The sequence below is a fragment of the Anaplasma marginale str. Florida genome, assembly GCF_000215485.1.
In the GTDB taxonomy this organism is placed as follows: Bacteria; Pseudomonadota; Alphaproteobacteria; order Rickettsiales; family Anaplasmataceae; genus Anaplasma; species Anaplasma marginale.
Genome location: NZ_AFMS01000145.1, coordinates 1 through 14,192, shown reverse-complemented (window position 1 = coordinate 14,192; position 14,192 = coordinate 1). Strand labels below are relative to the sequence as shown.

Annotated in this window: 12 protein-coding genes, 1 tRNA gene and 1 pseudogene; 3 read left to right on the top strand and 11 right to left on the bottom strand. The window is 51.4% G+C overall.

The window, feature by feature from the left end:
• Positions 1–94 precede the first annotated feature (94 nt).
• The 4 genes from GAC_RS04135 to gmk form a co-directional block, all read right to left on the bottom strand.
• Positions 95–170, bottom strand: a tRNA-Val gene (locus tag GAC_RS04135).
• Positions 171–197: 27 nt separating this feature from the next.
• On the bottom strand, positions 198–1,097 hold the full coding sequence (locus GAC_RS04130; protein ID WP_010262876.1) for a bifunctional 5,10-methylenetetrahydrofolate dehydrogenase/5,10-methenyltetrahydrofolate cyclohydrolase: 900 nt from the start codon (positions 1,095–1,097) through the stop codon (positions 198–200).
• 149 nt (positions 1,098–1,246) lie between these two features.
• Positions 1,247–2,338: a polysaccharide deacetylase family protein gene (locus GAC_RS04125; protein WP_241759982.1), complete on the bottom strand. Its 1,092-nt coding sequence runs from the start codon at positions 2,336–2,338 to the stop codon at positions 1,247–1,249.
• 146 nt (positions 2,339–2,484) lie between these two features.
• Positions 2,485–3,087: a guanylate kinase gene (gene gmk / locus GAC_RS04120; protein WP_029209674.1), complete on the bottom strand. Its 603-nt coding sequence runs from the start codon at positions 3,085–3,087 to the stop codon at positions 2,485–2,487.
• A 316-nt stretch (positions 3,088–3,403) separates the two neighbouring features.
• Here gmk and ccmC point away from each other — a divergent pair, with 316 nt between their 5' ends.
• Genes ccmC through ruvB form a run of 3 tightly spaced genes read left to right on the top strand, consistent with a single transcriptional unit; the run spans position 3,404 to position 5,717 of the window.
• Positions 3,404–4,156 (top strand): heme ABC transporter permease CcmC, encoded by a 753-nt coding sequence (gene ccmC / locus GAC_RS04115; RefSeq protein WP_011114153.1) that lies wholly within the window; start codon positions 3,404–3,406, stop codon positions 4,154–4,156.
• Positions 4,153–4,725, top strand: a complete 573-nt coding sequence (ruvA, locus tag GAC_RS04110; protein ID WP_010267102.1) for a Holliday junction branch migration protein RuvA — start codon at positions 4,153–4,155, stop codon at positions 4,723–4,725. Before ccmC ends, ruvA begins: the two co-directional genes overlap by 4 nt.
• Entirely contained in the window at positions 4,722–5,717 is a 996-nt protein-coding gene (gene ruvB, locus GAC_RS04105) for a Holliday junction branch migration DNA helicase RuvB (RefSeq protein WP_010262857.1), read from the top strand. Before ruvA ends, ruvB begins: the two co-directional genes overlap by 4 nt.
• A 141-nt stretch (positions 5,718–5,858) precedes the next feature.
• Here the strand turns inward: ruvB and GAC_RS04100 are convergent, their stop codons facing one another.
• From GAC_RS04100 to glyA, 7 genes and pseudogenes are all read right to left on the bottom strand, one after another.
• Positions 5,859–7,040, bottom strand: coding sequence for an MFS transporter (locus GAC_RS04100; RefSeq protein ID WP_010262851.1), 1,182 nt, complete (start codon positions 7,038–7,040; stop codon positions 5,859–5,861).
• Between the two features lie 135 nt (positions 7,041–7,175).
• Entirely contained in the window at positions 7,176–8,051 is an 876-nt protein-coding gene (thyX, locus tag GAC_RS04095; protein WP_010262847.1) for an FAD-dependent thymidylate synthase, read from the bottom strand.
• Positions 8,052–8,840, bottom strand: a complete 789-nt coding sequence (locus tag GAC_RS04090) for a succinate dehydrogenase iron-sulfur subunit (protein WP_012658832.1) — start codon at positions 8,838–8,840, stop codon at positions 8,052–8,054.
• Between the two features lie 24 nt (positions 8,841–8,864).
• Positions 8,865–10,664 carry a succinate dehydrogenase flavoprotein subunit gene (gene sdhA, locus GAC_RS04085; protein WP_010267096.1) on the bottom strand — a complete coding sequence of 600 codons (1,800 nt, stop codon included), beginning with the start codon at positions 10,662–10,664 and terminating at the stop codon, positions 8,865–8,867.
• A 270-nt stretch (positions 10,665–10,934) separates the two neighbouring features.
• Positions 10,935–12,656 (bottom strand): ABC transporter ATP-binding protein, encoded by a 1,722-nt coding sequence (locus GAC_RS04080; protein ID WP_037349524.1) that lies wholly within the window; start codon positions 12,654–12,656, stop codon positions 10,935–10,937.
• A 7-nt stretch (positions 12,657–12,663) separates the two neighbouring features.
• A complete protein-coding gene (locus GAC_RS04075) occupies positions 12,664–12,993 on the bottom strand; it encodes a frataxin domain-containing protein (RefSeq protein WP_010262830.1) in 330 nt (109 codons plus the stop codon).
• Positions 12,994–13,135: 142 nt separating this feature from the next.
• Positions 13,136–14,192: pseudogene (gene glyA, locus GAC_RS04070) on the bottom strand (serine hydroxymethyltransferase); the annotation flags it as partial.

Here is a 14,192-nt window from a genome sequence, read left to right as displayed (position 1 = left end):
TATCAGCCGGGGTTACAGCCAGAAAAGTGCGCCGCCTAGAGCAGAACAACAAATGATGGAAAATTCACCACATGAGCGATAAGCAGCTAGAACATGGTGGGCAGTAACAGACTCGAACTGCTGACTTCCTCGGTGTAAACGAGGCGCTCTACCAACTGAGCTAACCGCCCCCGCAGAATGCTAAACCATAACGACAACTACTGCAACAGAGAACTTTTTATATCTTCATAAGAAACGCCACATTGCTTGCACGACCCTAAAACCGTGTTCACCAGAAGGAACGCTATGGTCATCGGCCCCACGCCCCCGGGAACCGGAGTGACTGAACATGGAACATCCTGCAAACCTTCGAACTCAACATCCCCAACAAAGCGCTTCTTGCCGCTCTCTTCTACAAGGTTTATGCCAACATCGACAACTATTGCCCCAGGCTTGATCCAGGAAGCCCTAATGAAGCGGGCCTTGCCCACCGCTGCCACAATTATATCTGCCCGCAAACAATGCTCTTCAAGATTACGGCTGGCAGAGTGTAGCACAGTCACCGTACAATTTTCGTAGAGGAGCAGCAATGCAACTGGCTTTCCCACTATGTTAGAGCGGCCTACAACCACCGCGTTGCTACCGGCCAGATCTTGTTTTACAGTTTTTATCAGATGGATGCACCCCTGCGGAGTACATGGAATCATGCAATCCAGCTGACCAGTGGCTAGCTTGCCAGCGTTGGCATTGTGAAACCCATCAACGTCTTTCTCGGGGCTGATGGCGTTAATCACCAGCTCTTTATCTATATGCCTTGGTAGGGGCAGCTGCACCAAAATACCGTGCACTGCCGCGTCTCTGTTTAGCTCATCAATGATGCGCAACAGCTCCTCCTGGGAGGTATCATGCTCAAGGGCAATAGTCCGGGACTGCAGGCCGAGCTCCTCTGCCTTGCGCTGCTTATTGCCTACGTACAGCTTACTCGCCGGATCATCCCCAACAATGACCACCACCAAGTGTGGTACTATTCCATGTTCTGCCTTAAGTCGATCAACAGATACACGCAACCTGTCTAGCAAACCCCGTGCAACCAGTTTACCGTCTATTATTTCACGCACTAAACCCCCAAAAGACCGTAAAAACAGGCATGAGGGCCAGGGAATTCAAAAAACTGCACCGAGGGCACACCCCACTACCTATCAATGTACCCGGACAAGCACACTACGGCAGATTGCCCCACCACAACAGCGGCCGCCCACAGGACGGACTACCCACTGCCCGCGGGTTTGTGCCCATTGGGAGGCGTATGCGCGGTGCCATAGTTCAGATACCTGTTGTCCAGGAAGACATTATCCCCAGGATGCCTGAAGTAGCCCTCAGTATGAACATTTGGGGTTCCCATGTCAAGCAGCTCAGTAACCGTAGCGAAACTGTACCCCTCTTTTTGCAAAAAACCCACAATCACCTTTAGATTCTCAAGCGTGTGCGGGGGAACCGAAGTTGCGTGCATTAGCAAAATCGACCCCCTGCGTATGCCCATTTCTGACACAAATTTGTCGGAGATCCGCTCCCACTCGGGCACTACAACGTCCCATTGCACAATCCTAACCCCACTTTTACGCAAAAGGTCAAGATTCGCGTCTGCCACCCTACCGTAAGGTAGCCTGAACAAGCTAAGACCATTGGGAATTTTTTCAAACTCCTCATGCGATACGCCATCATGCAATCGCGCACCGACAGCGCTTCTGAGTATCTCATACTGCCTTTCAGTGCACATGACCTGCTCGGTTGCATCCCTTACGGGCAATAGCGCAAAATTTCCGTGAGTCCACGCATGATTACCTATTTCAAACAGTGGGTCCGCAATGAGCTGCATCGCCCTTTCTGGGTGCGTCTTCATCCATTTTCCACCGAGAAATAGCGTAGCGGGAATGCCGCGTTGCCTGAGAAAATCGATTACCCCGCCGTCATAGCCCGCAGTTTTGGTAGAAAGTTCGCAAAAATCGAACGTTAGAGCCACAACCTTCCCCACATCTGGGCGCAGCGAGACAGACCTAATATTCCCCCATACGCCATTGCCTTCCCCCTGGGCCCGAAGCGGCGTGCATCCACCGTCCGGCAGCGCCAAATCTGGCTGGTGGTAACTAGAAACCTTGCTTTCCTCTTCCGTACCACGGAGCTGCGCATCCGTCCAGATAGCGTCCATCACGGCCCGGGAGCCAAATTTGCCACCATGGCCGGCATCTTGCACGTGCGCGGCACCGCACATCGGGAAGACAGCAGCGAATATCGCGAAAACGACCGGCCATACCGCCGACTTGCCACTGGCTGGAAACACACCACAGCACGCCCGAACCACACGGGCAACCACAACTGCCATACTTGCTCAACTTCTGATTGTCTTAGACTTGTAGCACGACACCCCGGAAGCCGCAATGCTTATTTGTGGAACACGAACCCGCATAGCGAGAACCGAGTAAATTTCTCAAGCCGCAACAGCCCGTATCACAACGGGAAGTTTTTGTCTATAAGCTCCCTCAACCCCATCTGCCTAGACACCCTCTTGCTCTCTGCACCAATAATACAGCCTATCTTGCGCGCGGTTTCCTCAGCATCTTCGTTGACTATTATGTAATCGTAGCGGTAGCAGTGACTGATCTCGAATGGGGCGCCTTTAAGCCTCTCCCTCGCAACACCATCAATACCGCCTCGGTCGCTCATGCGACGCTCTAACTCATCCATGGAAGGAGGCATCATGAAAACACTCACTACTGATTCTTTCATCGTTTCCATTAGCCTGTAGGCCCCCTGCCAATCGATCACAAACAGTATGTTTTTCCCGCTACTGATGTTTTCTGCCACAAACTTCCGCGGTATGCCGTAGTAATTCCCGAAAACTTTCGCGTGCTCCATCATCTCACCAGATTCGCACATCAGCAAAAACTCCGCTTCGCTGAGGAAAAAGTAGTCCCTACCGTTAACCTCACCCTCCCTAGGAGCCCTCGTGGTTGCGGAAACCGAGCGTATTATGTTGTTATCACTGTTTTTGATGATAAGGTCAGACACGGTGGTCTTGCCGCACCCAGAGGGTGAGGAGAGCACCAGCATTATACCTTCACTTGTCAGCTTTAGGCCCACAACACCCCTGCAATTCCCGTGCCAGAGGCCGCTTATATCATCAACGTGCCCAACTTTCAACCGAAATAAACCCCGGTGCATAGTGTGCTCAGCCCACAACAAGGCTACTATTGCGAAAGCTGCGCGCTCACGTTATAGAAGCGACTGCCGCCACGGCTATCCGCTGCACACCTGCCTTTTCTGCGCACTTACTCATTGAGCCTAATGTGGGTGTGTATCAGCATCGTAGCCACGGTAAGGAGCAGCTGGCCATGGGTAAACTTACTGTTGTCGCTCATAAGTAACTATGCTATCTTCCGGGGATGGGGTAGGTAGCTTCTGGTGCGGTAGCGTGAAGGGTCTTGTTCGTTACTCGTGGGCGGCGTTGCCCTGTCTGGTGTGCATATGCGCCGTCTCGATGGCGGTGGGCCTGTATTGCGCGCTTTATGCCTCACCGCCAGATTATAGGCAGGGTGAGGTCGTGCGCATAATGTATTTGCACGTACCCTCTGCGTGGATTTCGTTGGGGACGTATGCGGCAGTCGCCGTGTTGAGCTTTGTAGCACTAATTAAAAAAAACGCGGGTTTTTTGCTGTCCAGGGCGATGGCACCTGTGGGCGGGTGTTTTACCATGGTGTGTTTGGTCACTGGCAGTGTGTGGGGCAAATACACGTGGGGTGCCTGGTGGGTGTGGGATGCTCGGCTCACCTCAATGTTGCTTCTGCTCTTCTTATATTTGGGATATTCGTGCTTGTGGAATGCATTTGAAGATCAGGCAAGAGCTTCGAGGGCCGCCGCCTTGTTTGCGGTGTTTAGCGCCATAAACGTACCGATTGTGAAGTTCTCGGTGGACATATGGTCAACTCTGCACCAACCGGCAAGTGTGCTGAGGAAGGGTGGCGTGGCTATTGATTCCTCAATGCTGGTACCGCTATTTGCAATGTTCACCGCTCTCGCATCTCTATTTGGCGTGTTTACGCTGCTTCGCATCAGCACCTTGGTCAGAGCGCGGAAGTGCAGGGCCAGGCTTGCCCGTGTCTATAGCCAGGAGGCGCTATGATCGGGACGTTGTCTGGCACGGTCGAAGAGGTTGTGTGCAGCAATCGCATCATACTGTGTGTCGGCGGAGTGGGGTATTTGGTGCAGCTGCCGGGCAGGGTGCTAAGCGGCTGCCAACACGGAGATCATGTTCGGCTGTATATTGAAACCTATGTGGGCAGAGACGGCGTCTCCCAGCTCTATGGCTTTGCAAACAGGGAAGAGCAAAACTGCATGCGGATGCTTATTAAAGTCAGCGGCGTGAACTACAAGACTGCCATGGCAATATTGGACGTGCTGACCCCAGAGCAGGTGTTTTCTGCAATCGTAAGCGAAGATAGGGCTGCTTTAAAGGTTGGTGGCGTGGGAGAAAAGCTCATCAGTAGAATAATTTCCGAGTTGACCCCGCAGGTACAGAAATTTGAGCTCAACAGGTTCGCTGCAACCACTAGAACAGACAGTGAGGCTGTTGCTGCCTTACTCAGCCTGGGGTACGAAAGGACGGCAGCCTTGGGTGCGCTGCAGAAAGTTGGAGTGTGTGACTCCACCGAGGATGCGGTACGCCGCGCACTTTTGGAGTTATCTAAGTGAGCAACGACACATTACACAAATATGAGGCCCTGCCGGAGGACCATCGCAATGTTGCTCTCCGCCCGTGCCTAATAGAAGAGTTTGTGGGGCAGACTGAGGTCATAAAGAATCTCAAGGTCTTCATACAATCTGCGTATGAGAGAAGAGAGCCCATGGACCACGTTTTATTGTATGGCCCGCCGGGCTTAGGTAAAACCACGCTTGCACATATCATCGCAAAAGAACTAAAGGTGAATTTTAGGTCAACTGCCGGGCCTTTGTTGAGCAAAGCAGGTGACTTGGCAGCAATTTTGACCAATCTTCAACCCATGGATGTGTTATTCATAGACGAAATTCATAGGTTGAACAGGAACATAGAGGAGGTGCTATATTCCGCTATGGAGGACTATTGCCTCGACATTGTGGTAGGAGAGGGATGTGGCGCAAGAACTTTGAAAATCGACATCCCCGCTTTCACATTGATCGGCGCTACCACAAGGTTTGGATTGATCTCAAACCCGTTGAGGGACAGGTTCGGCATCCCACTGCACCTGGAGTTTTACTCTGTAGACGAACTCGTGCTTGTGATAAAGCGGGCCGCCGGCGTGATTTGCACTAGTATAGACGATAGCGGGGCGCGGGAGATTGCCTCCAGATCCAGAGGCACACCGAGAATTGCGCTAAGGCTCTTCAGGCGCGTGAGAGACTTTTTAGAGTTTGAGAGGAAGCACGGCACAATAGATGGCAACTTCGCAAATAGCGCGCTGTTCCGCCTGGGAATAGACGGTGCTGGGTTCGACAAAATGGACTTGAAATATCTAAAGTTCGTTTTTGAGGCAAAAGGTCCGGTGGGCATCGACACTATAGCCTCAGCGCTTTCAGAAGACGTAGGCAACATCGAAGAGACTATAGAGCCATATCTAATAAAAACCTGCTTCATCCAGCGCACACCACGCGGCAGGGTGCTCACACAAAAAGGCTTTGAATACCTGCTCAGCAGCAAGTACATATAGGCTCGTGGAAAAAGGGTATGCAACGGCGCGGAGACAACGCTGAGCTTAAGAGCTTAAACTGAGTGGCTGCAATCCTACAGTGCGCGGGGCCTGCCAGCCGGTAGGGTAGGGATTTACTGCTGACCAGCCGCACCATTAGCTCTAAGCTTCGCTCCTCGGCGTACATACGCACAGGATCACTGAAGATATTCCGCAGCATGTGAAAGTCAGCAAACAAATTGGGACTATGGTGCCATTGTAAAACTTGCCGACAACGTACATGCCTACAACTCCAAAAACTGTCTGACAAAAAATAATGAAGGCAGAGGCTGCGCCTTTGTTGCTGACCTCACGAAAGGCCAAAACAGCGCCGTTACTGGCGATAAGTGAAATGCAGAATGAGGAGGGAATCCAGATTGCCTCCACAAGCACAGGTGTAAGAGCGAAGTAGTAATCGGCCATAATCGCCGCCACATCTGATGCCACAGTCAGCACCAAACCTACAGCTATCATTCTTCTCATACCAAACCTGCCCACCAGCTTTACGTTGGCCATAGTCCCGGCAATGAATGACACTCCGCCAATAGCTGCAACATAGCCATAATACTTTGCCTGGAGCCCCATGCCCTCAATAAATACAAATGGCAGAGTTCCCACTGAGGCCAATGTATACGTCATCGTGAGAACCTTGATGAAACAATAGGCAAGAAACCTGCGGTTCCTCAGCAGGGCGACGTACCCGGAAACTATTGTAATCGGATTACACCCCGCACGTCTCTCCGATATTGTCTCTGGAAGCTTGCACACCAACCAGGAAAGGAGTGCTGCGCTCAGGACTATTGACACTACAAAAACTGTTCTCCAACCATATCCATGTTCTATCATGTATGAGGACATGCCGGGTGCAATGAACGCGGAGCCGGTAACAGCACACATGTACATCAAGGATATCCTCTTAGAGCACTCCTCACTAGAATAGGTGTCACATATAATTGCATAGCCCACTACTGCAGAAACTCCCGCACCTACCCCGTGAAAAAATCTGGCAATAATGAGAACAGTTATGCTATTTGCAAAATAGCACCACAGCCCGGTAATAAGGAAGACGGCCATTCCGAAGAGCATGACAGGCCTACGTCCATGCCGGTCAGACATAGGACCGTAAATCAGCCCCGATGTCGAATAGCCAAGCATCTCACAGCTGACTGTAAACTGAGTAACAGTCTGTTCCGCACCAAAAAAAGCCCCCACCTGCGTTAGGTAGTTGGCATACATAGCGTTAGTGATATCAACGAGTACTACAGACAGCACGGCAAGTATGAATGCCAACGAGCTCAGCAGCATACGTACTCCACATGTCTAGTTAAGGAACAGCACATCACGCTTCGCCACAACATTAACAACAAGACTGACCTCAATAGCCCAAGAGGGCCCCTACAAAAAGAACTTCCGCGTGACAGACCACAAATAGTATGCGCATTACTCAGGTTCGCCATCGGGGTACAGTACTGACATGAGCTCGCCCCACTCCCTGCGCCCTAGTCCGCTCTCCTCCATACTCACCTTTTCCCCTTGTAGCATCTTTCTCACAACCACAAGCGCGCTTCTTGATATTGTACTGGATTCCAAGTGGTATTCCACAAATGCGGCGTGCACCATGGGAACCCATAACCTCACTATTTCCAGAATCCTGCTCGCATATTCTCTAATCTCATATTGGGCACCCGCACCAGATCTAAGCGCCAAAAACCTCAGCAAATTGTGCAGATTAACTTTCCAATACCACTGGGTATAGCAATTAATCGTCAGGTTCATTCTGGCAAGCTCCCGCGCTAAGCCCTGCTCCAGCAGGGCTTCGTAATCTTCATACATGAGCTCAGAATTGCGCCTAAAAAGCTCCATAATCCTCTTCGCGGCATCAGCAGGCAACGGCGTTCCCCTGCCCTGTGCGTTGTTTGTTGACTGCTCCGCAATCTGCTTCTCATCCGGAATGTAAAACTCGCGATCCAATACAGAGTACCTAGCAGAATACTCATTTATACTTGCAGTACGGTGCCTTACCCACTGCCTGGCGACAAAAATTGGCAACTTTACGTGAAGCTTAATCTCACACATTTCGAAGGGGGAAGTGTGTGCATGCCGCATGAGGTACCCAATTAACGCGGCATCTTGGCTAGTGCGCTTCGTGCCCCTACCGTAAGATACGCGCGCAGCCTGAACCACGGACTCATCAGAGCCCATATAATCAACAACCCTTACAAACCCTTTATCTAAAACCCTGAGCTCCTGATGCAGGATATCCTCAAGTGCATGCACGACCACACGCTTTGTGTACTCACCCGTTCCTTCTTCCACCTATAACTCCAACCTCTTGAGCATCAGCTGCTTAATTTTAGAGATCGCCTTTGCAGGATTTAAGTCTTTAGGACAGGTTTTTGTACAGTTCATAATAGTGTGGCACCTATACAGTTTAAACGCATCATCAAGGAGCTCCAACCGTTCATCAGTTGCCTCATCCCTGCTATCCGCCAACCACCGATACACTTGCAGCAGAACCGCAGGCCCCAGGTATTTGTCGGAATTCCACCAATAGCTCGGACAGCTTGTGCTGCAGCTAGCGCACAGAATGCAGTCATAAATTCCATCCAGCTTGCTCCTGTCTTCAACACTTTGAAGACGCTCACTAGTGCCGGAAACAGGATCCTGAGCCTTGAGCCACGGACTGACAGACTTGTACTGCGCATAGAAGTCGCTAAGATCTGGCACTAGGTCTTTAATTACGTTCATGTGGGGCAATGGGTAGATTTTCACATCCCCTTTGATGTCAGAGATGTATTTTGTACATGCGAGAGTGTTAGAACCGTCAATATTCATCGCGCAGGATCCGCATATGCCCTCTCTGCAGGACCTCCTGAACGTAAGTGTGGAATCCACCTCGTTCTTAATTTTTATTAGCGCATCAAGGACCATCTGCCCGCATTTATCTAAATCGATGTAGAATGTGTCAATCCTAGGGCCTTCATCGTCATCTGGAGACCACCGGTATATCTTGAAGCACCCGACACGCTGCGCGCCCTCCGCCATGTTGTGCACTTTACCCTTAGGATTGATTTTAGAGTTCCGCGGCAGAGATATCTGCACCATTGGCTACACCCCATTAACCACTATCTAGTATACCCTCTTCTGAGGAGGAAACCACTCCACCTCATTTGTAAGCGTGCTGGTAGCAACACTCTTGTAGGCTATCTTCACACCGTGGGTCTTGCTATCGTACCAAGCCATGGTGTGCTTCATCCAGTTTTCATCATCACGCTCCGGAAAATCCTCACGGGCGTGAGCGCCTCTGCTCTCAGTGCGATTCGCAGCACAGTCCATGGTAATCACAGCCTGAGGCAGCATATTGGTTAGCTCAAGAGCTTCCACAAGGTCACTGTTCCAAATCATGCTCCTATCCGAAACAGACATATCTTTCGCCATAGAGGCAACCTCGCGGATTTTCTGTTTCCCTTCATTAAGAATGTCTGCGGTACGGAAAACCGCCGCATGGTCTTGCATCACACGCTGCATGCTATCACGCACCTCGGCAACCCGGGGGCCACCGCGTGAAAAGCGCAGTTTATCAAATCTATCAACAATTGCATCTACGAACGATTCTTCTATCGGCGCGTGGGGAGCGCCAGGCTTGATGATCTCCTTGGCCCTAAGCGCAGCCGCTCTGCCAAAAACCACCAAGTCCAGTAGGGAATTAGAGCCCAAGCGGTTAGCACCATGCACAGAAACACATGCCGCCTCGCCGATTGCAAAAAGCCCTGCCACTATCTTTCCCTTTTCCGATAGAATAACCTCCCCATAATAGTTTGTCGGCACCCCACCCATGTTATAGTGTACCGTAGGCAGGACTGGTATAGGATCTTTAGTAACGTCAACACCAGCAAACGTCTTGGCAGTTTCACTGATGCCTGGCAGCCTTTCTTTTATCACCCCAGGGTCAAGATGGGCTATAGACAGAAACACGTGGTCTTTCTTCGGCCCAACACCCCTACCCTCGCGTATCTCCATTGTTATGGCCCTGCTAACAACGTCACGAGAGGCAAGGTCCCGCGCCTTGGGCGCATAGCGCTCCATAAACCTCTCCCCTTCGGAGTTCAGCAGGTATCCACCCTCACCGCGGCAACCCTCGGTCATCAAGCAGCCAGAACCGTATATACCAGTGGGGTGAAACTGCACGAATTCCATGTCTTCCATGGGCAGCCCAGCCCTGGCAGCCATACCGCCACCATCACCAGTGCAGGTATGGGCACTGGTCGCCGAAAAGTATACCCTGCCATACCCACCGGTTGCCAAAACCACCGCGTGCGCGCGGAACCTGTGTAGAGTGCCGTCACACAATGACCACGCAACAACGCCATGACAAGCGCTATTGTTAGCGCTCATGATCAGATCTATCGCAAAATACTCAACAAAAAACTCTACCTTATATTTTAGGGCCTGCTGATACAAAGTGTGCAATATGGCATGCCCAGTTTTGTCCGAGGCAGCACAGGTACGCACGGCCATCTTGCCTTTGCCATATTCTGTAGTCATACCCCCAAACGGACGCTGGTATATTTTGCCATCTTCAGTTCTCGAGAAGGGAACCCCATAATGCTCAAGCTCAACAACCGCTTCCATAGCATGCTTGCACATATACTCGATGGCATCTTGATCACCAAGCCAGTCAGACCCCTTAACGGTGTCGAACATATGCCACCGCCAGTCATCCTCAGAAATATTACCAAGCGCCGCACTGATGCCACCCTGGGCAGCCACGGTATGGCTACGGGTGGGAAAAACCTTAGACACACACGCCACGGATAGGCCCGCAGCGGCCATGCCGACAACCGCACGTAGCCCGGCACCCCCCGCGCCAACAACCACAACATCATACTCGTGGTCTACAATTTTATATGCCGACCCAGGTGCTCCCACAGCGCAAAACGCAAAATCACAAACGACCTCAGCGTACCATAATAACCCCCACAGTCAACAACAACTTTGGTCCCACCGCCCGCAATCAGTACCGCGCTAGCTCGCTATAGCAGCCTTAGGTTGGCACAAAACTCACCCACACTGGGACTTTTCTTCCTTGGACGTTTTTATCAGTATCTCATTAACCAACCACAACTTTGCCGACATAACGCGTAAAAACTTGGCTGGCCTCCAACTGCACCGGCGCAACTCAAAAGCGTGTACAGCCGCCTATCCCCTATACTGCAAAAGCTGCAGCTTAACCAGCCTGGCATATAAGCTGTTTTCGTCCTGTATGAGTGAGTCATGCGTGCCGACCTCTTTGATCGCCCCGTCGTCTAATACCACTATTTTATCCGAGTTGGCTACAGTGGAGAGCCTATGCGCTATGGTAATCATGAGCTTGCCTTGCATCAACTCACACAATGCTGCCTGCACCTTGCTTTCATTATCGGAATCCAGAGCCGAAGTCGCTTCGTCCAATATCAAAACTTCTGGGTTCCTCAATATGGCTCTGGCTATCACTATTCTCTGCTTCTGTCCCTCCGATAAGCATATTCCCTTCTCACCAACGAAAGTGTCAAACTTGTTTGGGAGAGTGTGTATAAAATCCGCAATGCTAGCCCTTTCCGCCGCTTCCTCCAGTTGCCTATTGGTGTAGGTACGGTCGGCCCCGTAGGCGATGTTATCAAGTATGGTGCCGGAAAATATCACTGGGCTTTGTGGAACCACGCAGAAAAGCGAGCGTAGGCTGCGTAAGGAAATCTTCCTGATATCCACCCCGTCGATGGTTATGCTTCCGGAGCTGACATCATAAAACCTCAGGAGCAAGTCAGTAATCGTGCTCTTTCCCGCACCAGAATACCCCACTATTGCCACTCTCTCACCACTATGCATAGTAAGGCTTACGTTCCGCAGCGCTGGTGTGTCTGTTTTGCTCGGATAGAAGAACGTGACGTTGTGCATCTCGACTGCCCCCTTGACTGCATTAACGTCCACACAATCCTCGGCATCTGACATTCCCACATCAATGCACAATAGCTGTAGTACGTCTTCGGCAATCCTGGCGGCCTTCTGCAGATCTTGGATATTGTCCCCTATGCCGTTCACCGCACCGGCGGCAAGTACTGCATAAAAAACGAACGATAAGAGAGACCCGGCGCTCATGCTCTGGACACTCACCTCTTTGATGCCCATCCATAAGACAACGCCGACAGACCCGGCAGCCGCGGAGAGAATCAGGGTCACCAACAGTGCCCGCCATAGTAAATATTTCCCGGCAATACGGAAGTTTTCGTCTAACAAATTGGCAAACTTGGCTCTTGCATGATCTTCGGCCGTAAACGCTTGGATAACCCCGATACCCCTGCACGTTTCCTCGCCAAAATGGGCTAACTGCTCAACCCTTCCCCGCAAAAGACGAGAGAAATGTCGCACACGCCTGCCTAACAACGCAACAATTGCCCATAGAATCGGCAACATGCAGACTATATACCCAGTAAGCTTTATGTTGGTATGCGCGAGCATGGTTGCGCTACCTATGAGAACAGTCGTGTTCCGAAAAATCACCAGCATACTACCGCTCAGAATGGCCTGCAGCATGGCCATGTCAGTTGTTAATCTGCTCATTAACACCGACGTGCTGGTATTTTCCAAAACGCTCTGAGATAAAACGACGATTTTGTCATATATCTGCTTTCGCAAGTCACGCACCACGAGCTCAGCTCCGCGCCCTGAAAGCCAAACCCGCAAAAACGAGCTTGTCGACATCGTTGCAATCAGAAAAAAAATAACTGTCAGCGGCCTAGAGTCTGAGGTCGCACCAACGGCGTCGACCAGCGCGTTCATGCTGTGTCCCAAGGCGAGTATGGCCCCAGAAGAGGTAATCACCGCAAGGTATGACAGCAAGAAATACAAAAAGTGTGGCCGTATATAGGAGAGCAGCGCCTTCATGGCACACCTATTGCTCTCGAGGGCCAAAGGCGGCGCATATATCCTGTTTAACAAAGGAAAGCAGCTCACGCGCATTTTGCGTATCACGCCACGATGCATCATCTGCGTTGTAAGAGAAACGCACCGATCCGCTAATTGGAGATGCAACCCATATTTGCGATGAGGGCTGATGCCAACTTATCAGGTATACAAGCCCATCGCACGTAGCCTCGATTATTCCATCACCCACGTCACACTCGATGCGCCCCTCAACATCAACTTGCTCGATCATGGACAGCAAAGAATCCAAAGCATCTCGTGCCACAACTTTTAAATCAGAAGTCGGACTGCTTTTCATCACGGAACACACCTCACACCATAAACGCCCCAGAGGCCACCATAGCGATGCAACCGACCACGAGCAGCCGCCACGGCGCTACACTTGCATCGTCTAGCAACCCCACAAACGCGAGGAGCCCCGACCAACGCACATGAGGCTATTAGCACACCTCACACACAGGAAACGCCGACATGGGAAGGCTGCGCACTAGGCCATTTACTTCGCGCCTAACCTCTGCTTCCGCCGCAGACATTTTTTCTTGACCCAAAGAACAAGCATTAACAACCTTCGCAACCAAGCGCCCTATGCTTTCAAACTCAGGTACTCCAAGCCCGCGCGAGGTTTCAGCAGCAGAGCCCAGCCTTATTCCGGAAGTAACCCAGGGTTTTTCTGTGTCAAAGGGAACCGCATTCTTGTTGCACACAATACCGGCTCTTTCCAAGGAGGAAGATACTTCCCTGCCGGTTACACCCTTTGATCTCAGGTCAAGTAGCACGATGTGGCTATCAGTCCCGCCCGTGACAACATCCAGCCCCTCGGAAGACAAAACACCAGCAAGAACGCGGGAGTTTTCTAGCACCTGTTGGGCGTATAGCTTGAAATCCGGATGCAGAGCCTCTTTGAACGCCACCGCCTTCGCCGCTATCACATGCATCAGCGGGCCACCCTGCATTCCAGGAAACACGGACAGCCTTATCTTTTTGTGTATTTCTTCATCGTCAGTCATTATAACGGCGCCCCTAGGCCCCCGGAGGGTCTTATGGGTGGTGGAAGTAACGACATGCGCGTGCCCAAACGGTGATGGATAGCAGCCCCCAGCAATCAGCCCCGAATAGTGAGCTATGTCCGCAAGCAAATATGCCCCCACCTTATCTGCGATGGCCCTAAAAGCGGCAAAGTCTATCCTTCGCGGGTATGAAGACGCCCCGGCAATAATCAATGAGGGTTTGGCAGACAGGGCAAGAGCCTCCACCTCATCCATATCTATGAGCCCCGTATCGCGATTGACCCCATAAGACACGGCATTAAACCACCGCCCCGAAACATTAGGGGCCGCACCGTGGGTTAAGTGTCCTCCGCAATCCAGGGACATGCCAAGAATAGTATCACCAGGTTTCAAGAGCGCCATAAAAACCTGCTGGTTGGCCTGGGAGCCAGAGTGTGGCTGCACATTAGCAAATTTACACCAAAAAGTCTGCAGAGACGCTCAACGGCTA

What these genes read in the sequence shown, in the direction of transcription:
- gmk (WP_029209674.1), bottom strand. Translation starts at nt 3,087, where the DNA reads ATGCTGGTGCTCTCCTCACCCTCTGGGTGCGGCAAGACCACCGTGTCT.
- ccmC (WP_011114153.1), top strand. Translation starts at nt 3,404, where the DNA reads ATGCTATCTTCCGGGGATGGGGTAGGTAGCTTCTGGTGCGGTAGCGTG.
- ruvA (WP_010267102.1), top strand. Translation starts at nt 4,153, where the DNA reads ATGATCGGGACGTTGTCTGGCACGGTCGAAGAGGTTGTGTGCAGCAAT.
- GAC_RS04100 (WP_010262851.1), bottom strand. Translation starts at nt 7,040, where the DNA reads ATGCTGCTGAGCTCGTTGGCATTCATACTTGCCGTGCTGTCTGTAGTA.
- GAC_RS04090 (WP_012658832.1), bottom strand. Translation starts at nt 8,840, where the DNA reads ATGGTGCAGATATCTCTGCCGCGGAACTCTAAAATCAATCCTAAGGGT.
- GAC_RS04080 (WP_037349524.1), bottom strand. Translation starts at nt 12,656, where the DNA reads ATGAAGGCGCTGCTCTCCTATATACGGCCACACTTTTTGTATTTCTTG.
- GAC_RS04075 (WP_010262830.1), bottom strand. Translation starts at nt 12,993, where the DNA reads ATGAAAAGCAGTCCGACTTCTGATTTAAAAGTTGTGGCACGAGATGCT.